Origin of the sequence: Cellulosimicrobium sp. E-16, assembly GCF_049913115.1 — a bacterium.
Taxonomy (GTDB): Bacteria; Actinomycetota; Actinomycetes; order Actinomycetales; family Cellulomonadaceae; genus Cellulosimicrobium.
Genome location: NZ_CP183974.1, coordinates 1441909 through 1466596 on the forward strand (window position 1 = coordinate 1441909; position 24688 = coordinate 1466596).

At 75.8% G+C, this 24688-nt stretch carries 18 protein-coding genes; 12 read left to right on the forward strand and 6 right to left on the reverse strand.

Annotated elements, in window-relative coordinates; genetic code table 11:
• Nucleotides 1-87: 87 nt before the first annotated feature.
• The 3 genes from ACN9MS_RS06305 (at nt 88) to ACN9MS_RS06315 (ending at nt 3520) form a co-directional block, all read left to right on the forward strand.
• Nucleotides 88-927 (forward strand): PHP domain-containing protein, encoded by an 840-nt coding sequence (locus tag ACN9MS_RS06305; protein WP_264031786.1) that lies wholly within the window; start codon nt 88-90, stop codon nt 925-927.
• Between the two features lie 7 nt (nt 928-934).
• Nucleotides 935-1567 (forward strand): MarC family protein, encoded by a 633-nt coding sequence (locus ACN9MS_RS06310; protein ID WP_426311173.1) that lies wholly within the window; start codon nt 935-937, stop codon nt 1565-1567.
• Nucleotides 1568-1720: 153 nt separating this feature from the next.
• Nucleotides 1721-3520 (forward strand): beta-N-acetylhexosaminidase, encoded by a 1800-nt coding sequence (locus ACN9MS_RS06315; RefSeq protein ID WP_426311174.1) that lies wholly within the window; start codon nt 1721-1723, stop codon nt 3518-3520.
• 72 nt (nt 3521-3592) lie between these two features.
• Here the strand turns inward: ACN9MS_RS06315 and ACN9MS_RS06320 are convergent, their stop codons facing one another.
• The gene (locus ACN9MS_RS06320) at nt 3593-5671 is read right to left on the reverse strand and encodes a carbohydrate binding domain-containing protein (RefSeq protein ID WP_426311175.1); all 2079 of its coding nucleotides are present in this window, start codon (nt 5669-5671) and stop codon (nt 3593-3595) included.
• Nucleotides 5672-5810: 139 nt separating this feature from the next.
• Between ACN9MS_RS06320 and ACN9MS_RS06325 the strand changes: the two genes are divergently transcribed.
• Both ACN9MS_RS06325 and ACN9MS_RS06330 read left to right on the forward strand, forming a co-directional pair.
• Nucleotides 5811-6530: a FadR/GntR family transcriptional regulator gene (locus ACN9MS_RS06325; RefSeq protein ID WP_426311176.1), complete on the forward strand. Its 720-nt coding sequence runs from the start codon at nt 5811-5813 to the stop codon at nt 6528-6530.
• On the forward strand, nt 6527-7717 hold the full coding sequence (locus tag ACN9MS_RS06330) for a CynX/NimT family MFS transporter (protein ID WP_426311177.1): 1191 nt from the start codon (nt 6527-6529) through the stop codon (nt 7715-7717). Before ACN9MS_RS06325 ends, ACN9MS_RS06330 begins: the two co-directional genes overlap by 4 nt.
• Before the next feature lie 102 nt (nt 7718-7819).
• Here the strand turns inward: ACN9MS_RS06330 and ACN9MS_RS06335 are convergent, their stop codons facing one another.
• Nucleotides 7820-9499, reverse strand: a complete 1680-nt coding sequence (locus ACN9MS_RS06335; protein ID WP_426311178.1) for a DEAD/DEAH box helicase — start codon at nt 9497-9499, stop codon at nt 7820-7822.
• A gap of 243 nt (nt 9500-9742) precedes the next feature.
• On the opposite strand from ACN9MS_RS06335, the gene ACN9MS_RS06340 reads away from it, so the two are divergent.
• Nucleotides 9743-10456: a ferritin-like fold-containing protein gene (locus ACN9MS_RS06340; RefSeq protein ID WP_426311179.1), complete on the forward strand. Its 714-nt coding sequence runs from the start codon at nt 9743-9745 to the stop codon at nt 10454-10456.
• Between the two features lie 61 nt (nt 10457-10517).
• Here ACN9MS_RS06340 and ACN9MS_RS06345 read toward each other — a convergent pair whose 3' ends face one another.
• Together ACN9MS_RS06345 and ACN9MS_RS06350 are read right to left on the reverse strand one after the other, a co-directional pair.
• Nucleotides 10518-10742, reverse strand: coding sequence for a DUF3107 domain-containing protein (locus ACN9MS_RS06345; protein ID WP_047234756.1), 225 nt, complete (start codon nt 10740-10742; stop codon nt 10518-10520).
• Between the two features lie 94 nt (nt 10743-10836).
• Nucleotides 10837-11622, reverse strand: coding sequence for a TetR/AcrR family transcriptional regulator (locus ACN9MS_RS06350; RefSeq protein WP_426311180.1), 786 nt, complete (start codon nt 11620-11622; stop codon nt 10837-10839).
• Nucleotides 11623-11733: 111 nt separating this feature from the next.
• Here ACN9MS_RS06350 and ACN9MS_RS06355 point away from each other — a divergent pair, with 111 nt between their 5' ends.
• From ACN9MS_RS06355 to ACN9MS_RS06365, 3 genes are all read left to right on the forward strand, one after another.
• Entirely contained in the window at nt 11734-12648 is a 915-nt protein-coding gene (locus ACN9MS_RS06355; protein ID WP_426311181.1) for a DUF3152 domain-containing protein, read from the forward strand.
• Nucleotides 12649-12712: 64 nt separating this feature from the next.
• Nucleotides 12713-16150, forward strand: coding sequence for a PD-(D/E)XK nuclease family protein (locus tag ACN9MS_RS06360; RefSeq protein ID WP_426311182.1), 3438 nt, complete (start codon nt 12713-12715; stop codon nt 16148-16150).
• Nucleotides 16147-19716, forward strand: a complete 3570-nt coding sequence (locus tag ACN9MS_RS06365) for a UvrD-helicase domain-containing protein (protein WP_426311183.1) — start codon at nt 16147-16149, stop codon at nt 19714-19716. Before ACN9MS_RS06360 ends, ACN9MS_RS06365 begins: the two co-directional genes overlap by 4 nt.
• Before the next feature lie 52 nt (nt 19717-19768).
• Here ACN9MS_RS06365 and ACN9MS_RS06370 read toward each other — a convergent pair whose 3' ends face one another.
• Entirely contained in the window at nt 19769-20689 is a 921-nt protein-coding gene (locus ACN9MS_RS06370) for a phosphotransferase (RefSeq protein ID WP_426311184.1), read from the reverse strand.
• Between the two features lie 71 nt (nt 20690-20760).
• Here ACN9MS_RS06370 and nudC point away from each other — a divergent pair, with 71 nt between their 5' ends.
• Complete coding sequence (nudC, locus tag ACN9MS_RS06375) at nt 20761-21795, forward strand: NAD(+) diphosphatase (protein ID WP_426311185.1); 1035 nt, start codon at nt 20761-20763, stop codon at nt 21793-21795.
• A 35-nt stretch (nt 21796-21830) separates the two neighbouring features.
• Here the strand turns inward: nudC and ACN9MS_RS06380 are convergent, their stop codons facing one another.
• Complete coding sequence (locus tag ACN9MS_RS06380) at nt 21831-22097, reverse strand: mycoredoxin (RefSeq protein ID WP_053369708.1); 267 nt, start codon at nt 22095-22097, stop codon at nt 21831-21833.
• Nucleotides 22098-22302: 205 nt separating this feature from the next.
• Here ACN9MS_RS06380 and ACN9MS_RS06385 point away from each other — a divergent pair, with 205 nt between their 5' ends.
• The gene (locus ACN9MS_RS06385) at nt 22303-24357 is read left to right on the forward strand and encodes an ATP-dependent helicase (protein ID WP_426311186.1); all 2055 of its coding nucleotides are present in this window, start codon (nt 22303-22305) and stop codon (nt 24355-24357) included.
• 166 nt (nt 24358-24523) lie between these two features.
• Nucleotides 24524-24679 carry a hypothetical protein gene (locus ACN9MS_RS06390; protein WP_156532979.1) on the forward strand — a complete coding sequence of 52 codons (156 nt, stop codon included), beginning with the start codon at nt 24524-24526 and terminating at the stop codon, nt 24677-24679.
• Nucleotides 24680-24688 lie beyond the last annotated feature (9 nt).

Consider the following 24688-nt stretch of genomic DNA (forward strand, 5'->3'; position numbering starts at 1 on the left):
GGCCGTGGTGAGGGGCCGCGCCCCGTGTGCACATCGTGTGCGGGTCCCGTGCCGCCGACCCGGTGTCCCGTCACTATCCTGGGTCCCGTGCGCATCGACCTCCACACCCACTCGACCGCGTCGGACGGCACGGACGCGCCGGGGGAGGTCGTCGAGGCCGCGGCCGCGGCCGGGCTCGACGTCGTCGCGCTCACGGACCACGACACGACCGCCGGCTGGGCGCAGGCGACGGACGCCGCGCTGCGCCACGGCGTCGCGCTCGTGCGCGGCGCGGAGATCTCCGCCCGCTCGGGCGGCATCAGCGTGCACCTGCTCTCCTACCTGCACGACCCGGCGCACGCGGCGCTCCTCGCGGAGCTCGACCGTACGCGCGACGCGCGCACGAGCCGGGCGCGCCGGATGGTCGACCTGATCGCCGAGGACTACCCGATCACGTGGGATGATGTGCTCGCGCAGACCGTCGAGGGCACGACGATCGGGCGGCCGCACATCGCGGACGCGCTCGTCGCCGCAGGGCTGTCGCCCGACCGCTCGGCGGCGTTCGCGACGATCCTCGCCACCGACACCCCGTACTACGTGCCCCACTACGCGCCCGACGCCGTCGCGGCGGTGCGGGGGATCCGTGCCGCGGGCGGTGTGCCCGTCTTCGCCCACCCGGGCGCGGACGGTCGAGGGCGCGTCGTGTCCGACGCGGTGATCGAGGAGATGACCGCGGCGGGCCTCGCCGGGCTCGAGGTGTTCCACCGCGACCACGACGAGCGTCAGCGCGCACGGCTCGAGGACCTGGCCCGCACCCTGGGCCTGTTCGTCACCGGGTCGAGCGACTACCACGGGGCCGGCAAACCGAACCGGCTCGGGGAGAACACGACAGCACCGACCGTGCTGGAGCAGATCGAGGAGCTGGGACAGTTGGACGTGATCCGATGATCGGACGATGAGCGAGCTCTTCGACGTCCGGCTCTTCACGGAGGTCTTCGTCACCCTGTTCGTCATCATGGACCCGCCCGGCACCGTGCCGGTGTTCCTGGGCCTGACGAGCGCGATGGGTGCCAAGCAGCGCAACCAGGCGGCGCGCACCGCGATCCTCGTCGCGTTCGGCGTGATCGTGGCGTTCGCGGCGTTCGGCCAGCAGATCCTCAGCTACATGCACATCTCGCTGCCCGCGCTCCAGACCGCGGGTGGCCTGCTGCTGCTCCTCGTCGCGATGGAGCTCCTCACGGGCAAGATGGAGGAGCCGCAGCCGTCGGGCAACAAGGGCGTCAACGTCGCGCTCGTGCCGCTCGGGACGCCGCTGCTCGCGGGCCCGGGCGCGATCGTCGCGACCATGGTGTTCGTCCAGCGCGCGGGGGAGCGCGGGGGCGGCGTCGCGGAGTGGGTCGCGATCGTCGCCGGCGTCGTCGCGGTGCACGTGTGCCTCTGGCTCTCCATGCGCTTCGCGAACGTCATCAACCGCGTGCTCGGCGACTCCGGGACCATCCTCGTCACGCGCATCGCCGGTCTCCTGCTCGCGGCCATCGCGGTCCAGCTCGTCGCCGACGCCGTCACGCAGTTCGTCCAGGCGGCCTGACGCCCGCTGCGCCGCGGGTCGTGCCGGGGTGCGGCTCCTGACTCGGCGCCTCGGGGCGCCGCGCAAGGCCTCGCGGAGGCCGGCGGGAGAGCGCTAGGGTCGGCAGCGGTGCGGACGACGGCCGTCCGCGCGACGAGTTCGGCAGGGGTCCTCATGAATACTGTCAGGCACTCGGCGCGACGCACGCTCGGCGTTCTCACCGTGATCGGGGTGAGCGGGGTCGTGACCCTCTCCGGCTGCACAGCCGCCCCCGGAGGGGGACCGACGGCGCAGGAGCTCGGGCTCGTCCCCCTCCCGGCGTCGGTCGAGGTCTCGGACTCCGCGTCCTTCGTGCTCGACGACGCGACCCGGGTCGTCGTCGACGCGGCGGCGGGCAGCGCCGTCGGGCAGGAGGGCGTGGTCCACGTGGGCGAGCTGCTCGCCGAGGAGCTGCGGACGCCCACGGCGCTCGACCTCCCGGTCGTCCGGGACGCCGGCGACGAGCCTGCCGCAGAGGCCGGGGCCGTGGTGCTCCGGCTCGAGCCGGGCGGCGAGTCCTGGGACCCCCACGGCCTGCTCGACGACCCCGCGGCCGAGGCGTACACCCTGGAGGCCGGGGAGGACGGCGTCGTGCTCGCCAGCACGACGCCCGCGGGCCTGTACCGCGGCACGCGCACGCTGCTCCAGCTCCTGCCCCCCGAGGTCGAGGCGCCCGCCCCCGTCGACGGCGTCGCCTGGGAGGTGCCGGCGGTCGAGATCGCGGACGAGCCGCGCTACGCGTACCGCGGCGCGATGCTCGACGTCGCCCGGCGTTTCGCCCCGGTCGAGGACGTCCAGCGGTTCGTCGACCACCTCGCGGACTACCGCCTCAACGTGCTGCACCTGCACCTGTCCGACGACCAGGGCTGGCGGCTCACGGTCGACGGCCTGCCCGAGCTGACCCAGGTGGGCGGCCGGACGCAGGAGGGCTGGCCGCCGGGCACGGGCGGGCCGTGGTTCTACACGCCCGAGGAGTACGCGGAGATCGTCGAGTACGCGGCCGACCGCTTCGTCACCGTCGTCCCCGAGATCGACGGGCCCGGGCACACGCTCGCCGCGCAGTCCGTCCTGGGCTCGCTGCGCTGCGACGGGACGCCCGGCGAGCCGTACTGGGGTCCGGAGGTGAACAACCCCATGATCTGCTCGAGCGACGAGAACATGCCGGCGGTCCGGGAGTACCTCGACACCGTCCTCGCGGCCGTGGTCGCGCAGAACCCGGGCCCGTACGTCCACCTGGGCGGGGACGAGGCCCCGAGCCCCGCCGAGGGGTGGTACGAGAACTACACCGCGGCGGCGAACGAGATCGTGGCGGAGGAGCACGGGCGCACGGTCATGGGCTGGCACCAGTGGGCGCAGGGGACGACCCTGCCGGAGGGCAGCCTCATCCAGTACTGGGGCGTGGGCGAGCGCAACCAGGGGCTCATCGGGACCGCGCGGGAGACCGCGGACGTCCAGGAGGTCCGCGCGGCGCTCGCCGCGGGTGCCGACCTCGTCATGTCGCCCGCGGACCGGACGTACCTCGACATGAAGTACGACGACCTCACCCCGTACGGGCTGGAGTGGGCCGCGCGGATCGACCTCGAGCGCGCGTACTCGTGGGACCCCGAGACGGAGCTGACGTCGACCCTCGACCCGGAGCGGAAGGTCGACGTCGCCGGACGTGTCGCGGGGGTCGAGGCACCCCTGTGGTCGGACCGCTCCTACCCGGACAGCCTCACGCACCTGCCGACGAGCACCGACGAGTTCGTCGACGTCGACGTCTACGTGCACTACATGACCTTCCCCCGCCTGCCCGCGCTCGCCGAGGTGGCGTGGACCGCCCAGGCCGACCGCGACTACGAGGACTTCGAGGCACGGATCGTGCGGCTGGCCCCCCGCTGGGACGCCGCGGGCATCGGGTGGAACCGCGTGCACGACGTGCGCTGGGACGACTGAGGCGGACGGCCGGCGTCCGGGGTCGCGGCCCCCGGACGCCGGCTGTCACGGCCGGTTCGTCGCGGCGGGTCGTCAGGGCCAGTAGGCGTCGAAGTTCCGGGAGAACTCCCAGCCGTTGTAGCGGTCCCAGTTGATCGACCACGTCATGAGGCCGCGCAACGCGGGCCAGCGCCCGTGGGTCTGGTAGGACCCGCAGCCCGTGCCCTTCGTGAGGCAGTCCAGGGCCTGGTTGACCTGGGCGGGCGCGGTGTGACCGTTGCCCGCGTGCGTGCTCGCCGGCAGGCCGATCGCGACCTGGTCCGGGCGCAGCGCGGGGAACACCTTGGACGTGTCGCGCGCGACCGGGAAGCCGGTGAGCAGCATGTCCGTCATGGCGATGTGGAAGTCCGCGCCGCCCATGGTGTGGTACTGGTCGTCGAGCCCCATGATCGGGCCCGAGTTGTAGTCCTGGACGTGCAGGAGCGTCAGGTCGTCGCGCAGCGCGTGGATGACCGGCAGGTATGCGCCGCACCGCGGGTCCTGACCGCCCCACGGGCCGGAGCCGTAGAACTGGTAGCCGTTCTGGACGAAGAACGTCTCCGGGGCCATGGTCAGCACGAAGTCGTCGCCGTAGCGCGCCGCGAGCGACTTGAGCGCGGAGATGAGGTTGACGATCACCGGCGTGGTCGGGTTGCGGAAGTCCGTGTCGCCCGTGTTCAGGTACAGCGAGTGGCCCTCGAAGTCGATGTCGACCCCGTCCAGCCCGTAGGTGTCGATGATCGAGCTCACGGAGGCGACGAACGCGTCGCGCGCGGCGGTCGTCGTGAGCTGCACCTGCCCGTTCTGCCCGCCGATCGACAGGAGCACCTTCTTGCCCGCCGCACGCTTCGCGGCGACGGCGGCCTTGAACTCCGCGACCGACTCGACGTTCGGGCACTCGGTCTGCGGGCACAGGCTGAACCGGATGTCCCCGGACGTGACGGACGTCGGCTCGCCGAACGCGAGGTTGATGACGTCCCACGAGTCCGGGACGTCCGCCATGCGGGTGTAGCCCGAGCCGTTGGCGAACGACGTGTGCAGGTAGCCCACGAGCGCGTGCGGCGGGAGGTCGCCCCCGGTGCCGCCGCCGTCGGCCGTCGTGACGGTGACGGCGGTGGAGCGGGCGGACTCGCCGGAGCCGTTGCTGGCGGTGACCTGGAAGGAGTAGGCGGTGGCAGCGGCGAGCCCGGTGACGGTGGTGGACGGGGTCGTGGTGGTCGCGACCTTCGTGCCGTCGCGGTAGACGGCGTAGCCGGTGGCGCCGGTCACGGCGCCCCACGTGAGGGGCACGCTGCTGGCGGTGGGGCTGCCGGCGGTGAGGCCGGTCGGGGTGGCCGGCGGCTGCGTCGTGCCGCCGGTCGTGGTCGCGGTGACGGCGGTGGAGCGGGCGGACTCGCCGGCGCTGTTGGTCGCCGTGACCTGGAAGGAGTAGGCGGTGGAGGCGGCGAGCCCGGTGACGGTCGTGGACGGGGTCGTGGTGGTCGCGACCTTCGTGCCGTCGCGGTAGACGGCGTAGCCGGTGGCGCCGGTCACGGCGCCCCACGTGAGGGGCACGCTGCTGGCCGTCGGGGTGCCGGCGGTGAGGCCGGTGGGTGTGGGCGGCTGCGTCGTGCCGCCGCCCGGGCCGACGAGGCTGACGTCGTCGACGACGTAGGCCGGCTGGCCGTACCAGCCGTGCAGGTAGATCGTCGCCGCCGTGGCCGTCGCCGAGGTGGTGAACGTCAGGCTGAGGCGCTGCCAGGTCGAAGCCGAGGGCGTCCAGGTGGAGACGTCCTGCGCGGTCGCGCCGCTCGCCCCGAGGTACACGTACGCACCCTGGACCCACGCGCTGAGCGTGTAGGTCGAGGAGGGCCGCACGGTCACGGGCTGCGAGCAGCGTGCGTTGTCCGCGCCCGCGGGCGTGGCCCGCAGCGCACCGCTGCCGGTGCGGACCGGGCTCGTGGTCGCCTGACCGGTCGAGCCCGAGCAGGTCCAGCCGGACAGCCCCGACTCGAACCCGCCGTTGACGGCGAGCTCGGTGTCCGCGGCGGTGGCGGTGGTGGTCCCGGTGAGCAGCGTCCCGACGAGCGTCGCCGAGGCGACGAGCGCGAGGAGCCTGCGCAGCCGTCGGCGTCGTGGGGTGATGGGGTCCATGGCGGTCTCGCTTTCGTCGTCGAGGAGCGGTCCCGCGCAAGGTCCTCCTGGCGCCGCCTGCTGGTCAATCCCCGTACGAGAGACCCCGTACGGCCCGCCCTCGTCGCCCCGATCAAACAGGGGATGTTAGGTTCTTTCCGTGAGTCAGCCGATCGTCCCGCCCCGCAAGGTGTCCGAGCTCGTCGTCGAACGGCTCAGCGAGCGCGTCGCACGGGGTGAGTGGCCCGTCGGCACGCGGATCCCGCCCGAGCCGGAGCTCGTCGCCGAGCTCGGCGTGGGTCGTAACACCGTGCGCGAGGCGGTGCGCGCGCTCGAGCACGCGGGCGTGCTCGAGCCCCGGCGCGGCGACGGCACCTACGTCCGCGCGGCCGACGGCCTCGACGCCGCCCTGGCCCGCCGCGCGCGGACCACCGACGCCTTCCACGTGCTCGACGTGCGCGGCATCCTCGAGCGGGGTGCGGCGCGGGCGGCGGCGGGACGGCGCGACGCGGGCGCGCTCGCCCGGCTCGACGCCGCGCTCGCGGCCCAGGCCGCGGCCCGCGACGCGGACGAGGACGCGTTCCAGGCCGCCGACGTCGCGTTCCACGCCGAGGTCGTGCGGGCCGCCGGCAACCCGCTGCTCGCCGACCTGTACGACGGCCTCGACCACGCGCTCGTCCGGACCTTCCCGACGGGGGAGCGGCGCCGCCACCACCGCGACGTCCCCGGCCACGAGGAGGTCGTGGCCGCGATCCGGGCGGGCGACGCCGACGCGGCCGAGCGCGCGGTGACCGCGACGATCGACGCCGTGCGCGCGCAGCTCGTGGAGGCTGCCGCGGAAGGCCCCGGTCGTGCGGGAGCCGGGGAGGTCGACGCGTGAGCGGGCTGCGCCGTCCGCTGGGGGTGGGGGCGGTCGTCGCGATCGTCCTCGCCTCGCTCAACCTGCGCCCCGCCGTCGTCTCGATCTCGCCCGTGCTCGGCGAGATCCGCGCCGACCTGGGGCTCAGCGCGGCGGCGGCGGGCGTGCTCACGACGCTGCCCGTCCTCTGCTTCGGGCTCCTCGCCCCGCTCGCGCCCGTGCTCGCGCGGCGCTGGGGGCTCGAGCGCGCGCTCTTCGTGAGCCTCGTCGTGCTGTGCGTCGGCTTCGCGCTCCGGCTCGTCCCCGAGACGTGGGGGCTCTTCGCCGGGACCGTGGTCGCCGGGTGCGCGATCGGCCTGGGGAACGTCCTGCTGCCCGCGCTCATCAAGCGCGACTTCGCCGACCGCATCGGCCTCATGACCGGGCTGTACTCGATGGCGCTGTCCGGTGGCGCGGCGCTCGCCGCCGGGCTGACGCTCCCGGTCGCGGCTGCGGCCGGTCTCGACTGGCGCGGGGCGCTCGCGACCTGGGGCGTGCTCGCCGTCCTCGGCGTGCTCGTGTGGGTGCCGCGCGCGTTGCGGCCCGACCCGGCCGGGGCGACGGCGTTCGGCGCGGGCGCCGGCGCAGGGGTCGCCCGTTCCGCGGTGTGGCGGAGCCCGCTCGCCTGGGCGGTCACGGTCGTCATGGGCATGCAGTCGTTGTCGTTCTACGCCGTCAACGCCTGGCTCCCGGAGATCATGGTCGCGCTCGGCCGGACGCCGGAGGCAGGCGGCTGGCTCCTCGCGCTGTGCAACCTGGCGGGCATCCTCGGGTCGTTCGTGACCCCGGTGCTGGCCGGACGCATGCGCCGCCAGCGGGGCATCGGGATCGTGCTCGTCGTGCTCGTCGGGTCCGGCCTGCTCGGGCTGGCCCTCGCCCCCGGCGCCGCGGCGCTCTGGGTCGTGCTCGTGGGCCTCGGCCAGGGCGGCGGCATCAGCCTCGCGCTCACCCTCATGGCCCTGCGGGCCCGAGACGCCGCCCACACGTCCGAGCTCTCCGGCATGGCGCAGAGCGCGGGCTACCTGCTCGCCGCGACCGGGCCCCTCGGCCTCGGCCTCGCGCACGACGCGACCGGCGCGTGGACGCTGCCGATCCTCCTGCTCGTCGCCGCGGCCGCCGTCCAGGGCGTCGCCGTGTGGTTCGCGGGTCGGGACGCGCACGTGCACTGACCGGCCCCCCGACGCGACGAACCCCGGATCGCTCCCCACGGCACGGTGACCGTGAGGAGAGACCCGGGGTTCGTCGTCGGGCTCCGGACTGCTCGGCCCGGGCTACTCCGCGGGCTGGGCGGCCGACTCGGCGCCGCCCTGCTGCTCGACGGGGCGACCGCCGCGCGTGCGGCGACGGTTCCGGGACCGACGACGGCGCTCGCCGCCCTCGGACGGCGCGTTCCCGGACGGCGCGCCCGCGGTGGCGTCGGTCGGCTCGCCCTCGGGACGGCCGCCCGAGCGCTCGCCCTCTGCGCGACGCCCGCCCGAACGGCCCTGGCCGCCCGAGCGGCCGCGGTCGCCCTGCTCGCCCCGGCGGTGCCCACCGTCGGACCGGCCGCCCTGGCGCCCGCGGGACCCGCCGGCCGGCGTGTGCCGCTTGCCGGTCTCGCCGAGGTCCTCGATCTCCTCCGCGTCGAGCCCGGCGAGGGTGCGCCGGTCCTGGGGGAGACGACCCTTGGTGCCCTCGGGGATGTGCAGGTCCGTGTACAGGTGCGGTGAGCTCGAGTACGTCTCGACCGGCTCGGGGATGCCGAGGTCGAGGGCCTTGTCGATGAGCGACCAGCGGGGGATGTCGTCCCAGTCGACGAACGTGACCGCGGTGCCCTTGTTGCCCGCGCGGCCGGTGCGGCCGGTGCGGTGCAGGTAGGTCTTCTCGTCCTCGGGGCACTGGTAGTTGACGACGTGGGTGACGTCCTCGACGTCGATGCCGCGCGCCGCGACGTCGGTCGCGACGAGCACGTCGATCTTGCCGTTGCGGAACGCGCGCAGCGCCTGCTCGCGCGCGCCCTGACCGAGGTCGCCGTGGATCGAGCCGGCCGCGAAGCCGCGGTCGACGAGCTCGTCGGCGACCTTCGCCGCGGTGCGCTTGGTCCGCGCGAACACGATGGTGCGGCCGCGGCCGTCGGCCTGGAGGATGCGCGCGAGCATCTCGACCTTGTCGAGCGCGTGCGCGCGGTAGACGACCTGCTCGATGTTCTTGACCGTCTGGCCGCCGTCGTCCGGGTCGTTCGCCCGGATGTGCGTCGGCTGCTTCATGTAGCGGCGCGCCATCGAGACGACGGCGCCCGGCATGGTCGCCGAGAAGAGCATCGTGTGCCGCTGCGCGGGCGTGCGGGCCAGGATCTTCTCGACGTCCGGGAGGAAGCCGAGGTCGAGCATCTCGTCCGCCTCGTCGAGGACCACGGTCGCGGCGCGCGTGAGGTTGAGGTGGCCCTGGTTCATGAGGTCGATCATGCGGCCGGGGGTGCCGACGACGACCTCGACGCCGCGCGTCAGCGCCTCGACCTGGGGCTCGTACGCGCGGCCGCCGTAGAGCTGGACGATGCGCACCGAGCGGCGCTTGGAGGCCGTGGTGAGGTCGTTCGCGACCTGGACGGCGAGCTCGCGCGTCGGGACGACGACGAGCGCCTGCGGCTTGCCGGGGGAGGGGAGCTCGTCGAACCCGGGCTCGCCCGGGGCGACGACGCGGTGCAGCAGCGGCACGCCGAAGCCGAGGGTCTTGCCCGTACCGGTCTTGGCCTGGCCGATGATGTCGTGGCCGGACATGGCGACGGGCAGCGTCATCGCCTGGATGGGGAAGGGCTGGACGATCCCCGCGTCGGAGAGCGCGTCGACGATCTCCTGACGCACGCCGAAGTCGGCGAAGGTGGTGTTGTCCGCGTGGACGCTGGCGGCGACGGTGGTCGCGTCCGCGCTCACGTCAGGAGTCGCGTCGGTGCTGGTCGCGTCTGTGGTGGTCACTGGTGCCTCTGTCTCGTTCGGGCACGCGCGACCGTCCGCGGGCCCGCCGTGGGCCCGGCACCGGGAGGGACTCCCGGTCGCGGTCGTACGCGCCTCGTGGCCGGCAGCCGATCGTGAATGTCGTGGCCCGGTCCGCGCTGCGGACCGTGCCGTGCCGTCGTCGTTCGCGTGACGAGCGTGAGGTCTGGACGACCGGGCAACCGATGTACGCCCGCCATGATATCGGAGAACTATCCTGGCCCGATGAGCGACGCCGAGCACGCGAGCCCCACGACCCTGTCCACGGCGGACCACGCCGACGCGGTGGAGCTGCTCGGGCTCGTCGCGTACACCGAGCTCGCGAGCTTCGGCCGCCTCGCGGGCGATGCCGCGCACGCGCCGACGCTGCGTCAGCGGCAGGCGCTCTCGCGGCTCGCGGCGGCGATGCTCGACCGGCAGGAGCGCGTCCTCGTCCGCGTGGACGAGCTGGGCGGGGACCCCGCCGACTGCATGACCGCCTTCGACGGCCTGTTCGACGACTTCGACGCGCGCACCCGCCCCAGCACGTGGTGGGAGGGGATCCTCAAGGGGTACGTGGGCCAGGGCGTCGCCGACGACTTCTGCCTGCTCGCCGCGCAGGGACTCGACGAGCGCTCGCGCGACGTCGTCGTGGAGGCGCTCACGCAGGACACGCCGTCGCAGCGCTACGCCCCGGTCATCGCGGACGCCGCCGCCGCGGACCCGGTGCTCGCGTCCCGGCTCGCGCTGTGGGGCCGGCGCCTCGTCGGCGAGGCGCTGGGCGTCGTCGGCGTCGTCCTCGCCCAGCGGCCCGCGCTCGCACGCCTCGTCGCCGCGGGGATCGACGCGACGGCCGAGCCCGCGTCGACCGGCCCGGCGCCGGCGACCCAGTCGTGGGTCTTCTCGCGCCTCACGGCGGAGCACTCCCGGCGCATGGACCGCCTGGGTCTGGCGGCATGACGAGGCCGCCGTCGCGCCCGGGGGCGCGACGGCGGCCTCGTCGACGGTCAGGCCGTGGCGGTCAGAGCGAGCCGAAACCGACCTTGCGCTGCTCCTCGGTACCGATCTCGACGTAGCCGAGCGACGCCGTCGGGATGATCACGCGGCGACCGCGCGAGTCGGTGAGCTCGAGGGCGGGGGCGCCGCCGAGCGCGTCCGCGACGGCGGTCGCCACGGCCTCGGCGGACAGGTCCGTGTCGACGACGAGCTCACGGGCCAGGTTCTGCACACCGATCGTGACTTCCACTCACATCTCCTCACAGCGGCTGCGCCAGGCGCAGCGACGACGGGCCTCGGTCCGCCGGTGGGCGTCCCACCGGCGACAACGCGTTCGATAGTAGTCAGATTCCCGCGGTCGAGCCGTCGAGCGCCGCGCCCGGTCCGGAGGCGACGTCGGCGGACGGGGCCCCCGAGGCATCCGGGGCTCCGGTCCGCGGACGGCGCAGCATCCCGTGCACGCCGCGCCAGACCAGGCGCGGGACGAGCCGGGTGACGTCGTCGGCCGACGCCGTCCCGTCCGGACGGACGGCCTCGGTCGCGGCCGCGCGGCCGACGGCCGTGCACGTCCGCGAGACGACGAGCGCCTCGTCGGCGTCGAGGTCGGTGATCCGGACGAGCACGTCGGCGAACGCCCCCGCGATGCGGGCGTCGGGGGCGAGCACGCGCGCCCGCACCACCGGGTCGCGCATGACGTCGGACTCGAAGAGCAGCGCCGCGGACCTGCCGGCCGTGCGCGCGTAGGCGACGTACGCCCGGACGATGCCCTCGATGACGGCGAGACCGTCGACCGCGAGGGCGTCGAGGTCGCTCGCGGAGATCCCGGGGGCCGGCTCGCGGAACGGGTCGAGCGTGACGTGGACGGCGCGGACGAGGCGGTCGCCCTGGTCGTCGATGAGCGCGAGGTAGAGGTCGAGCTTCGAGGGGAAGTGCCGATAGAGCACGGGCTTGCCGACCCCGGCGCGGTCCGCGATGTCGTCCATCGAGATGTGGTGGTAGCCGTGGGAGGCGAAGAGCTCCTCGGCGATCGTCAGGAGCTGCGTCCGCCGCTCGTCCCGGGGCATCCGGGTGCGCGCGGCGACGGGCGGCCCGGCCGTGCCGCGCGTGCGTCCCTCGCTGGCTCCCGTCATGGGGGGAGGATACGGAAACGGCGCCCGGTGTCGACCGGGCGTCGCGAGGAGTGGGACGATGGGCGGGTGCCCGACAGACATACCCCCCCGAACCGGCCGTCGTCAGCTCGCGTGCAGCGCTCCTCGCGGGGCGTGCGGCACGGTGCGGCGGTCGCCGCCTGCCTCGTGGTCGGGTTCGGCGGCGGCGCCGCGACGGCGGAGGTGTGGGACGTCCCGAGCGTGACCGCGCCCGTCTCGGCGGACCGCGAGGACCCGCCCGCTCCGGTCCGCGACGAGGCCGACACGGCGAGCCGGTCCGGCGCGGAGCGCGCGGGCGACGTGGTGCAGGGGCCGGAGCTCCGCGAGCGTGTCGCGCCGCGCCCGGACGTGGTCGTGCCGCTCGCTCCTGCGGAGCCGCCGCCGGCGGCCGAGGCGGAGCCGGTGCCCGAACCCACGCCGACGACGCCCGCGGAGCCGGTCGCGGAGCCGGGCTCCGGGCTCGTGGGCGAGGTCGTCGTCGCGCCCGACCTCGGGGGCACGCTCGACGTCGTCCCGGGCGAGGCCCCGGCCCCCGGGACGGGCACCGTGCGGTCCGTGCGGGTCGAGGTCGAGCAGGGCCTGCCCGTGGACGGCGAGGTCCTCGCGACGGCGGTGCTCGCCACGCTCAACGACCCGCGCGGGTGGTCCGGCCCCGACGGCGTGACGTTCTCCCGGACGGCGGCCGACGACGCGTCGATCCGCGTCGTGCTCGCGAGCCCCGCGACGACCGACCGGTTGTGCGCGCCGCTCGCGACGGAGGGGACGTACTCGTGCGGCAACTCCGTGACCGGGGTCGCGGTGCTCAACTTCGAGCGCTGGGTGCTCGGCGCCCCCGACTTCGGTGACGACGTCGCGACGTACCGCCAGTACCTGGTGAACCACGAGGTGGGTCACGTGCTCGGGCACGGCCACGAGGACTGCCCGGCCCCGGGCGCCGTCGCGCCGGTGATGGTGCAGCAGTCGATCTCGGCACAGGGATGCCTGACCAACGGGTGGCCCGTGCCGTAGCGGCGGCCTCGCCGCGCCGTCGGCGATGCCCGCGGTGTGGGTGGCACGTGATGGGATCGGGTCCGTGCCCCGGACGACCGCCCCTCGCCTCGTCGCGCGGCCTCGCGACCACGAGGCCGACGTCACGCTCGACGACTCCCAGCGGGCGGCGCTCGCCGCGGCCGCGGGCCCGGGGGCCACGCTCGTCGTCGGGGCGCCCGGCACCGGGAAGACGCTCGTCGCGCAGGAGGTCGTGCTCGCGGCGCTCGCCGACGGCCTCGCCCCCGAGCGTGTCCTGCTCCTCGCCTCGTCGCGCCGCGCGGCGGCGGCGCTCCGCGACCGCCTGTCGGCCCGCGCGCGGCGCACCGTCGGGGCACCGATGGTGCGCACCGCGGCGTCGGCGGCCTTCGCCGTGCTGCGCGAACGTGCGGCCGCGCTGGGGGAGCCCGTCCCGACGCTCATCTCCGGACCGGAGCAGGACCTCGTGCTCTCCGAGCTGCTGGAGGGCCACCTCGAGGGCGACCTCGCGCACCTGGGCTCGCCGCTGGTCCTGCCGCCCGGCCTGCCGGAGGAGGCGCTCGGGCTCCGGGGCCTGCGCCAGGAGCTCCGCGACCTCCTCATGCGTGCCGCCGAGCGCGGCCTGACGCCCGCGGACCTCGCCGCGCTGGGCGACCGCTACGAGCGGCCGGAGTGGTCGCTGGGCGCCCAGCTCTTCGCGGAGTACCTCGACGTGACCGCGCTGCGCTCGGGGACGCCGGACGCGGGCGCCCGGTTCGACCCGGCGATCGTGGTCGACGAGGCGGCCGAGGCCCTCCTCGCGTGGGACGACGAGGTGCCCGACGCCGCCCGGCCGCGCTGGGACCTCGTCGTCGTCGACGACTACCAGGAGGCCACGGTCGCGACGGCGCGCCTCCTGCACGTGCTGGCCGACGACGGCGCACGGCTCGTGCTGCTCGGCGACCCCGACTCCGCGGTGCAGACGTTCCGCGGCGCGAGCCCGGGACTCGTCGGTCGCGCCTCGGCCCCCGCGCGCCGGGACGGGGCCCGGCGGGGCGAGCTCGGCGCGCGCGTGGCCGTGCTCGGCACGGCGTGGCGGCAGGATGCCGCGCTGCGGGACGTGACGCGCCGGGTCGCCGCGCAGGTCGGCACCGTCGCCGGTGCTGTGCACCGCGGCGCTGCGCCCCGGGGCGTGCCGGTCGACGTGGCGGGCGGCGCCGCCGACGCGTCCGGTCAGGTGGGCGCACCCCGGGAGACCGGGTCGGGCGGCGAGCCCGGCGCTGCCGCGCCCGTCCAGGTCGTCGTGCTCTCCGCCGTCGCGCAGGAGGCCGCGTTCGTGGCGCGCGAGCTGCGGGCCGAGCACCTGCTGCACGGCACCCCGTGGCACCGGATGGCGGTCGTCTCCCGCACCGGGACCCGCCTCGCGGCGCTGCGCCGCGAGCTCGTCGCCGCCTCGGTGCCGGTCACGCTGCTCGGCTCCGACGTCCCGCTGCGGGACGAGCCGGCCGTCGCGCCGCTGCTCGCCGCGGTCCGCGTGTGCGTCGCGGACGCGGATGACGTCGGTGCCCTGGACCCGTTCACCGCTGCGGCGCTGCTCACGTCGCCGGTCGGCGCCCTGGACGTCGTCGCGCTCCGTCGGCTGCGGCGTGCGCTGCGCGCGGAGGAGCTCGAGGGCGGGGGCGGGCGCTCGTCGGACGCGCTGCTCGTCGAGCTGCTGCTGGACCCGGCACGCGCGGCGACGCTCCCGCCCACCGTGCGTCGCGGGCCGGCCGCCGTCGCGCGCGCGCTCGCGGCGGGCCGGGCGGCGGCGGCCGAGCCCGGCGCGACAGCGCAGACCGTGCTGTGGGCGGTGTGGGCGGCGACCGGTCTGGCGGAGCGGTGGCGGTCGGCGGCGCTCGACGGCGGACCGGCCGGGGCGCGCGCGGACCGCGACCTCGACGCGGTGCTCGCGCTCTTCCGCGCGGCGGAGACGTTCGTGGACCGCATGCCCGGCGCGCCGGCCGAGGCGTTCGTCGAGTACCTCGCGTCGCAGGACCTGCCCGCGGACTCGCTCGCGGCGAGCGCGAGCGGTGCCGACGCCGTGGCGGCGCTGACGCCCGCGGGCGCCGCGGGGCGCGAGTGGGACGTCGTCGTGGTCGCGGGCGTGCAGGACGGCGTCTGGCCCGACCTGCGCCTGCGCGACTCGCTGCTCGGGTCGCAGGCGCTCGTCGAGCTCCTCGCGGGCCGTGCGCACGACGCGCACGGCGTCGGGTCCCAGGCGCGCGCCCAGGTGCTCGCGGACGAGCTGCGCGCGTTCGTCGTCGCGACGTCGCGCGCGACCCGGCGGCTCGTGGTGACGGCGGTCGAGGACGCGGAGGAGGCGCCGTCGGTGTTCTGCGACCTCGTCGTCCCGCCCGCCGCTCCCGAGGGGCCGGGCGCGGGCCCGGACGGCACCGACGGGCCCGACGGCGGGTCCCCGCGGCCGGCGGCGACGGGTGGGCCGGGCGCCGCCCCGGCACCCGGCGAGGACCCGGACGCGCGCCGTCACGTGCGCGTCGGTGCCCCGCTGGACCTGCGAGGGCTCGTCGCCGTCGCGCGCGGCGTGCTCGTCGAGGCGGCGGCTCGCGAGGCCGGCCCGGGCGGGTTCGCCGAGGACGGCGCGCTGGACGCGCGCGCGGTCGCCGCGGCCACGCTCCTGGCCGACCTGGGCGAGCTCGGTGTCGCGGAGGCCCGCCCCGAGACCTGGTACGGCGTCGCGGGCGTGTCGAGCGCCGCACCCCTGCGCGGTGCGGAGGAGATGGTCACGGTGTCGCCGTCGAAGGTCGAGACCGTCTCGACCTGTCCGTTGCGGTGGTCGCTCGAGGCCGCGGGCGGCACGGCGCCGGACGCGACGCACCAGAGCCTCGGTACGCTCGTGCACTCGATCGCGGAGACCCACCCGTCGGGCTCGCTCGCCGAGCTGCGCGCGGAGCTCGACCGCCGCTGGGCGGAGCTGGCGCTGCCGGAGGGCTGGCCGACGCGCCAGCTCCGCCGTCGTGCGGAGCGCATGATCGAGAAGCTCGCGGCCTACGTGGCGCAGGCGGGCGAGCCGCTCCTCGTCGAGCCGACGTTCGACGTGACCGTGGGGCGGGCGCGCCTGCGCGGGACGATCGACCGGGTCGAGGCCGCGGGGGAGGGCAAGGTCCGCGTCGTCGACCTCAAGACGGGACGGCGTACCGCGACCAAGGCGGAGGGCGCCGAGCACCCGCAGCTCGGCGCGTACCAGCTCGCGGTCGAGGCGGGCGCGCTCGACGTGCCGGAGGGGACGCGGAGCGCGGGGGCGCAGCTCGTCTACGTGGGCAGCACGCACGTCGGCCCTGCCGTCGTCCCGCAGCCCGCGCTCGACCCGGCACCCGACGGCTCGAGCTGGGCGCGCGACCTCGTCGAGGAGGCCGCGGGGACGATGTCGGCGGCGACGTTCACGGCCCGCCAGAACGGGCTGTGCGAGATGTGCCCGGTGCGGCGCGCGTGCCCGGTGCAGCCCGAGGGCAGGAGGGTGGTCGCGTGAGCAGCGAGCTGTTCGAGCTCCCGGAGCCGACGCCGTCGGTCCGGCTGGTCGCCGCCGACGGCGTCGTGGTCGCGCCCGAGGTCACGACGGCCGGCACGGCCGAGCCGTCGCGCCCGACGCTGTCCGCGACGCGGATCGCGGACCTGCTGGGCCGGCCCCGCCCGACGCCGGAGCAGGTCGAGGTGATCGAGGCACCGCTCGAGCCGACGCTCGTCGTCGCCGGGGCAGGCTCGGGCAAGACGGAGACCATGGCGGCGCGCGTCGTCTGGCTCATCGCGAACGAGCTCGTCGCGCCGGACGCGGTGCTCGGCCTGACCTTCACGCGCAAGGCGGCGGGCGAGCTGTCCGAGCGCGTCCAGGTGCGGCTCGCGCAGCTCGCGCGCGCCCGGGGCGGCGCGTCGTCCGCCCTCTCGCTGCTCGACCGGCCCACGGTCGCCACCTACAACGCGTACGCCGCCTCGCTCGTCGGCGACCATGGCCTGCGCGTGGGCGTCGAGCCCGGCGCGCGGCTCCTCGGCGAGGCGCAGCAGTGGCAGCTCGCGTCCGAGGTCGTGGAGGGGTGGGACGACGACCTCGGCACCGACCGCGCGCTGAGCACGGTCGTCGCCGCGGTGCTCGGGCTGTCCGGCGCGCTCGGCGAGCACCTCCTCGAGCCGGGCGAGGCCCGGGACCGTCTCGCCGACATCGTCGAGCAGCTCGACGCGCTGCCGCTCGGGCCGCGGCAGAAGGCCCGGACCAAGGAGGTCGAGAAGCTCGTCGGCGACGTCGCCGAGCGCGTCCGGCTGCTCGACGTCGTCGCGGAGTACCGGCGGCGCAAGCGCGCCACGGACTCCCTCGACTTCGGCGACCAGGTGGCGCTCGCGGCCCGCCTCGCGCGCGAGGTCCCGGTCGTGGGGGAGACGGAGCGGGCGCGGTTCCGCGTCGTCCTGCTCGACGAGTACCAGGACACGTCGCACGCGCAGGTCGAGCTCCTCGCGGGCCTGTTCGGCGGCGGGCACCCGGTGACGGCCGTCGGCGACCCGCACCAGTCGATCTACGGCTGGCGCGGCGCGAGCGCGGGCGGCCTCGCGCGGTTCCCCGAGCGGTTCCCGCGGGTGACGGGCGACCGGTCGACGGTGCGCTTCCTGTCGACGTCGTGGCGCAACGACGCCGCGGTGCTCGCGGCGGCGAACGTCACCGCGGGCCCGCTGCGCAGCGCAGCGGGGGCGGGACGCGACCGGGTCGAGGTCCCGGCGCTCGCGCTGCGCCCGGGCGCCGGCACAGGCACGGTGTCGGCGCACGTGGCGGCGACGGCCGAGGAGGAGGCCGCGGCCGTCGCCGAGCTCGTCGCGGCACGCTGGCGGCCCGCGGGCGCCCCGGGCGGGCGCGTCACCGCGGCGGTCCTGTGCCGCAAGCGCAGCCAGTTCGCCGCGGTCGAGGTCGCGCTGCGCCGCCGGGGACTGCCCGTCGAGGTCGTCGGCCTCGGTGGTCTGCTCACGACGCCGGAGGTCGTCGACGTCGTCGCGCTCCTCGAGGCCGTGCACGACCCGTCGCGCGGCGACGCGCTCGTCCGGCTCCTCACGGGGCCCCGGCTCAACCTCGGGTCGGCGGACCTGCACGCCCTGGGGAGCCGCGCCGCGGACCTCGCGCGGCACGAGGGCGCGCTCGGGTCGCGCCGGCGCGCGGTTGCGGCGGACGGCGAGGGCGCGGACCTCGTGGTCGTCGAGGGCGACGTCGCCGACCACCGTTCGATCGTGGACGCCCTGGACGACCTGCCGGACCCGGGCGAGCCCGCCGGCGACGGTCGCACGCTCACGGCGCCGGGGCGCGCTCGCCTCGCGGCGCTGTCGCGCACCCTGCGGGCGCTGCGCGGGCTCACCTACCTGTCGCTGCCGGAGCTCGTCGTCGAGGCGGAGCGCGCGCTCGGTCTCGACGTCGAGGCCGTGACGAACGAGGCGCTGCTCGCGTCGCGCCGGCTCGCCGACCCGGAGGCCGTGAGCGACCGGGCGCGCGAGCACCTCGACGCCTTCCGCGACGTCGCCGCGACGTTCACCCAGACGGCGGACGTCGTGACGCTCGGTGCGTTCCTCGCGTGGCTCGGCGTCGCCTCGACGCGCGAGAACGGGCTGGACCTGCCGGTGCGCGAGCCGGACCCGGACGCCGTGCAGGTCATCACCGCGCACGCCGCGAAGGGTCTCGAGTGGGACGTCGTCGTCGTCCCCGGCCTCGTCGACGGCGTGTTCCCGACGACGGCGCAGTCGTCCTCGGGGGTGCGCGCGGACAGCGGGTGGCTCACCGACGTGAGCCAGCTCCCGTACCCGCTGCGCGGCGACGCCGCCGACCTGCCGGAGTTCCGCTTCGACCTCGCGTCGGACACCAAGGAGCTCGTGGCGCGGCGCGACGAGTTCCGGGCGGCGAGCGGCGAGCACCAGCTCGCGGAGGAGCGCCGGCTCGCCTACGTCGCGTTCACCCGGGCGCGCCGTGAGCTGTACCTCACGGCGTCGTGGTGGCAGACGGGCTCGCGCCCGCGCGTGCTCTCGCCGTTCCTCCTCGAGCTCGTGGAGTCCGGGGTCGTGGCGGCGGACGGCTGGTCGGCCCCGCCCGGGCCCGACGACACCAACCCGCTCGAGGACGCCGAGGTGACCGGCGAGTGGCCGGTGCCTGACGACGCCCCCGTCGGGTCGGCACGCGCGGTCCTGCGCCGGACCGCGGCAGCCGTCGAGCGGGCTGCCCTCGACCGCGCGGCCCGCACCCGAGGGGGCACGACGTCCGGTGCCGGCGCCCGTGACGCGGCGCCCACCGGGGTCGCCGTGGACGACGACGAGGCGCACCCCGCGGAGTCCCGCGGGGGCGGGGGCGGCCCCGCGGGTCTCACCGCGCCCGTGGGCGTGCTCATGGACGCCGAGGGCCGCGACCTCGTCGCGCTCGCCCGGGTCCTGCTCGCGGAGCGGGCCGAGCGCTCCGGCCGCGAGGTCGAGCTCCCGGCGCACGTGTCGGCGTCGAGCCTGGTGCGGCTCGCGGCCGACCGCGACGAGTACGCGCTGCACCTGCGGCGCCCCGTCCCGGTCGAGCCCACCGTGCACGCGCGCCGGGGCACGCGGTTCCACCTGTGGGCCGAGCGCTACTTCACGACGTCGTCGCTCCTGGACGTCGAGGACCTCCCCGGCGCGGACGACGACGACCTCGACCCGGACGCGGACCTCGAGACCCTGCAGCGGACGTTCCTCGCCTCCGAGTGGGCCACCCGGACCCCCGTCGCGGTGGAGGTCGACGTCGAGACCCCGGTCGGCGACACGGTGCTGCGCTCGCGCATCGACGCGGTGTTCCCCGAGCGGCCGGAGCACGCCGGAGGCGCGCGCGACGCCGTCGTGGTCGTCGACTGGAAGACGGGACGGGCGCCCACGGATGTCGCCGCGCGCAGCGTGCGCGAGGTGCAGCTCGCGGTCTACCGGCTCGCGTGGTCGCGGTGGACGGGGCTGCCGCTCGAGAAGGTGAACGCCGCGTTCTACTACGTCGCGTCCGACGAGACCGTGCGCCCGCGGCGGCTCCTCGGCGAGGAGGAGATCGAGGCGCTGCTCGCGGGCTGACCCACGGAGGACCCGCGGGCGCGGGCGTCGTGCGCCGGGACGCCGGGCCGGGTCAGTCGTCGGCGTCCTGCGTGGCGTCGTCGAGGTCGGCCAGCATGTCGAGCGCGTCGGCGACGACGTCGTCGAGCCCGTGCCGCACGCCGTGCAGGAGCCAGCGCGCGAGCGCGAGCTCGCCGACGAGGAGCGCGCGGTCCACGAGGTGCTTGTCGGTGAGCTCGGTGCGGCGCAGCTGGTACGCCTCCATGATCGAGTCGATCGCCTCGGGCGGCGCGGAGACGAGCAGCCACGCGAGGTCGTCCGCGGGGTCCGCGACGCGAGCGCCGGCCCAGTCCGTCACGGCGACGACGCGGCCGCGTGCGACGAGGACCTGCTCCGGGCCGAGGTCACCGTGCACGACGACCGGCTGGAACCGCCACAGGGACACGTCCTCGAGCGCCGTCTCCCAGCGGCGCAGGAGGGCCGTCGGCACCTTCCCGGTCGCCGCCGCCTCGTCGAGCTCCGCCATCCGCCGGGCGCGGTACTCCTCGACGTCGTACCCGGGCAGCCCGGCGTCGTCGACGATCGTGCGGGGCAGCTCGTGGATCGACGCGAGCACGCGGCCGAGGTCGGCGGCGAGCCCGGGCCCGGGGCGCAGCACGTCGACGTCGAGCGTCGTGCCGTCGAGCGCGGGGTGCACGACGGCGCGCCCACCCTCCGGCAGGAGCGCGGTCCCGCTGATGCGGGGCACCGCGAAGGACAGCACGCCGGTGTCGGCGTAGAGCTGGAGCGAGGTGAGGAGCTCCGCCTCGGCCTCGAGCGCTGCCCCCGCCTGGAGGCTGCGCGGGGCGCGCACGGTCCACCGGGCGCCGTCGGCGTCGGTCACGACGGCGGTGTCGTAGTCGCCCGGGTCCTCGACGGCCAGCGCGCTGCGGGCGTCGAGACCCGGCACGGCGGCGGTCGCGAGCGCGGCGAGGGTCAACGGTGAGCGAGGCACCCGACCACGGTAGTCGCTCCCCGCCCGCCCCCCGGGGCACCCACGCCGGTCGCGTGGCCTACGGTCGGAGGGTGACCACCCCCGCCTCCCGACCGTCGTCGGGCACGCTCCCCAGGACCACCCTCCGCGACCTCCCGCTGCCGCTCGACGCGGCGGTCCTGGACCGCGCGGCCCACCGCCGCGGCGAGCCGGACCTCGTGCGGACCCTGCGCGGCGAGGCCACGACCCGCGTCGTCCTCGTCCACCGCGGCCGCCTCGCGCTCGCCGGGCCGGCCCCGACGGACGGCGTCGCGCTGCTCGACCCGGCGGCACTGGCCGACGTCGGTGCCGCCGCCGACGAGGACCAGGCACGCTGGCTCTTCCTCGGTGAGGGGGACGGCGTCGCGTACGTGGCGCTCGTCCTGCCCGACGACGCCGACGCGGAGGAGGTCGACATCGAGGGCGTCGACGCCTCCGACCCGTTCGCCGTGCTCGCGCGCGAGCGGTCGTGGTCGGGCCTGCGCGAGCTCGTCGGCGGGCTCGAGGGGCCGCTGGCGGGGCTCGCGACCGAGGCCGTCGCCCTCGCGGCGTGGCACGCGAGCCACACCCGGTGCCCGCGCTGCGGGGGGCGGACGACGGTCGAGAACGGGGGCTGGACGCGGCGCTGCGTCGCGCAGGGCGTGGAGCTGTACCCGCGCACGGACCCCGCGGTCATCATGACGGTCGTGCACGGCGAGGGTGACGACGAGCGGCTGCTGCTCGGCCACGCCGCGCACTGGCCCGAGCGGCGCTTCTCGACGCTCGCCGGGTACGTCGAGCCGGGCGAGTCCCTCGAGAGCGCGGTCCGGCGCGAGGTGGCGGAGGAGGCGGGCGTCGTCGTCGGCGAGGTCGCCTACCGCGGGAGCCAGCCGTGGCCGTTCCCGGCGTCGCTCATGCTCGGGTTCGCCGCGCGGGCGCTGACGACCGAGCTGCACGTCGACGGCGTCGAGCTCACCGACGCGCGGTGGTTCACCCGCCCCGAGCTCGCTGCCGCCGTCCGCACGGGAGACGTGCTGCTCCCGGGCCGCGCGTCCATCGCGCGCTCGCTCGTCGAGGACTGGTTCGGCGACCGCCTCCCCGGCACCTGAGCCCCCCGAGATGTCATGCCCACAACCGGGAAGGGTCAGGCGGCGAGGCGCTGCTTGACCTCGGCGAGCGAGGGGTTGGTCGCGGCGGAGCCGTCGGGGAAGACGACGGTCGGGACCGTCTGGTTGCCGCCGTTGACCGACTCCACGAACTCCGCGGTCCCCGGGGTCTCTTCGATGTTCACCTCGGTGTAGCCGATGCCCTCGGAGTCGAGCTGCGTCTTGAGGCGGCGGCAGTACCCGCACCAGCTCGTCGAGTACATGACGATCGAGCCGGCGTCGGGAAGGGTCGGGGCGGTGCTCATCGAGGGCTCTCCAGGTGCTGGTCCGGGCGGCGCGTGCCGCGGGCAATCGGTCGTGACCGTAACACCGGCGGCCGGCGCGCTGTTCCCGCCGGGGCTCCCGGCCCGCAAACCTTCCGCGCCACCTCCGTGCCCGGGCCTGCTGCCCCGGACGCGTCCGGGACGGCGAGCACCCGCGTGTCACCGGCGCCTGCGAGAATCGCGGGTGATGTCCACGCCACCGGCCTCACGTCCGCCGTCCCTGCGCACCGCCGACGAGATCCTCGACGCGCTCGACCCCGACCAGCGCGACGTCGCGGTCGCGCTGCGCGGTCCGGTGTGCGTGCTCGCCGGTGCGGGGACGGGCAAGACGCGCGCGATCACGCACCGCATCGCCTACGGCGTCCGCACCGGCGTGTACGCCCCCACGAGCGTGCTCGCCGTGACCTTCACGGCGCGGGCCGCGGGCGAGATGCGGACGCGCCTGCGCGAGCTCGGCGCGACGGGCGTCCAGGCGCGGACGTTCCACGCCGCGGCGCTGCGGCAGCTCGGCTACTTCTGGCCCAAGGTGGTCGGCGGGGCGCCGCCGCGCATCCTCGAGCACAAGGCCCCGGTCATCGCCGAGTCCGCGCGCCGCCTCGGGGTCGGCGTCGACCGTGTCGCGGTGCGCGACCTGTCGTCCGAGGTCGAGTGGGCCAAGGTCTCGCTCGTCACCGCCGACGACTACGTCCGGGCGTGCGAGGCGATCGACCGCGAGCCTCCCGCGGGCTACGACCACCAGACGGTCGCGCGCCTCATCACGGCGTACGAGGACGTGAAGACCGAGAGGTCGGTCATCGACTTCGAGGACGTGCTCCTCATGCTGGGGGACATGCTCTCGACGCAGGGCGGGGTCGCGGACGAGGTGCGGCGCCAGTACCGCCACTTCGTCGTCGACGAGTACCAGGACGTCTCCCCGCTCCAGCAGTTCGTCCTCGACCAGTGGCTCGGAGGGCGTGAGGAGCTGTGCGTCGTCGGGGACCCGTCGCAGACGATCTACTCGTTCACGGGCGCGACGCCGCACCACCTCCTCACGTTCTCGCGCACGCACCCGGGCGCCCAGGTCATCCGGCTCGTGCGCGACTACCGCTCGACGCCGCAGGTCGTGAACCTCGCGAACCAGCTCCTCGCGCGCGCCGGGCGCGCGGGCGGTGCGCACCAGGCGCTCGAGCTCGTCGCCCAGCGGCCCGCCGGCCCGCCGGTCGCGTTCACCGCGTACGACGACGACGAGGCGGAGGCCACCGGCATCGCCCGGCGGATCGCGCGGCTCCTCGCGACCGGGACGCGCGCGAGCGAGATCGCGGTCCTGTACCGGACCAACGCGCAGTCGGAGGCGTTCGAGTCGGCGCTCGCGGACGCGGGCATCGGCTACCTCGTCCGGGGCGGCGAGCGCTTCTTCCAGCGCAAGGAGGTGCGCGACGCGATCGTGCTCCTGCGCGGCGCCGCCCGGTCTGCGGACCCGGACGTCGCGATGCCGGAGACGGTGCGCGACGTCCTCGCCGCCGCCGGGTGGGCCCCCGAGCCTCCCGCCGCACGCGGTGCGGCCCGTGAGCGGTGGGAGTCCACGCAGGCGCTCGTCGCGCTCGCCGACGACGTCGCGGCGCTCGCGCGGGCGGCCGAGGGGCCGGCCCCGACGGTCGCGACGTTCGTGGCCGAGCTCGACGAGCGCGCCGCCGCGCAGCACGCACCGACCGTGGAGGGCGTGACCCTGGCGTCGCTGCACGCGGCCAAGGGCCTCGAGTGGGACGCGGTGTTCCTCGCGGGCACGAGCGAGGGGCTCATGCCGATCTCCCTCGCCGAGACGGACGAGGCGATCGCGGAGGAGCGGCGGCTGCTCTACGTGGGCATCACACGCGCTCGCGAGCACCTCGAGCTGTCGTTCGCACGGTCGCGCAACCCGGGTGGTCGTGCGACACGCCGCCGGACCCGCTTCCTCGACGGGCTGTGGCCCGACGAGCCGGGTGCCCACGGGGCGCGCCGTCCGCGGGCCGGGCAGGCGAAGCTGCGGCTGACGGGGGAGTACGACCGCGAGCTGTTCGAGAGCCTGCGCGAGTGGCGGCGCCAGGTCGCGCAGGAGACCGACAAGCCCGCGTTCACGGTGGTCGTGGACACCACGCTCGCGGCGATCGCGGAGACGCGGCCCACCAGCACGGCGGCGCTCGCCCGCATCAACGGGCTCGGGCCGGCGAAGATCGAGCGGTACGGCGAGACGATCCTCGAGATCGTGAGCCGCGCGGAGCGTTGACGTGGAGCCGTTCCGGCGGGTCCGGGACGGCCGTCAGAACTCGTCGAAGAAATTCTCGTAAATAAGTTGTGCGTCCTGCGACGCGCGTCATATGGTCGACGAGTCCTGTTGGAGAGGGGCGCGCCGGGAGGCGGGCCTCGAACGGAGAGAGGGGGTGGGAAAGCTGATGAAGAACCAGATCGCCATGGCGAACCTGCTGGATAACGCGTCCGTCTACACGGGCACGCCAGGAGGACTCCGTCCGCGTGCAACCGCGCACCGCGGCGGCACCTTCGTCACCCGCCCCGCTCCCGACTCCGCCTCCAGGACACGTCTGGTCTGACCGACCAGA

What these genes read in the sequence shown, in the direction of transcription:
- ACN9MS_RS06310 (WP_426311173.1), top strand. Translation starts at nt 935, where the DNA reads ATGAGCGAGCTCTTCGACGTCCGGCTCTTCACGGAGGTCTTCGTCACC.
- ACN9MS_RS06315 (WP_426311174.1), top strand. Translation starts at nt 1,721, where the DNA reads ATGAATACTGTCAGGCACTCGGCGCGACGCACGCTCGGCGTTCTCACC.
- ACN9MS_RS06320 (WP_426311175.1), bottom strand. Translation starts at nt 5,671, where the DNA reads ATGGACCCCATCACCCCACGACGCCGACGGCTGCGCAGGCTCCTCGCG.
- ACN9MS_RS06340 (WP_426311179.1), top strand. Translation starts at nt 9,743, where the DNA reads ATGAGCGACGCCGAGCACGCGAGCCCCACGACCCTGTCCACGGCGGAC.
- ACN9MS_RS06350 (WP_426311180.1), bottom strand. Translation starts at nt 11,622, where the DNA reads ATGACGGGAGCCAGCGAGGGACGCACGCGCGGCACGGCCGGGCCGCCC.
- ACN9MS_RS06380 (WP_053369708.1), bottom strand. Translation starts at nt 22,097, where the DNA reads ATGAGCACCGCCCCGACCCTTCCCGACGCCGGCTCGATCGTCATGTAC.
- ACN9MS_RS06385 (WP_426311186.1), top strand. Translation starts at nt 22,303, where the DNA reads ATGTCCACGCCACCGGCCTCACGTCCGCCGTCCCTGCGCACCGCCGAC.
- ACN9MS_RS06390 (WP_156532979.1), top strand. Translation starts at nt 24,524, where the DNA reads ATGAAGAACCAGATCGCCATGGCGAACCTGCTGGATAACGCGTCCGTC.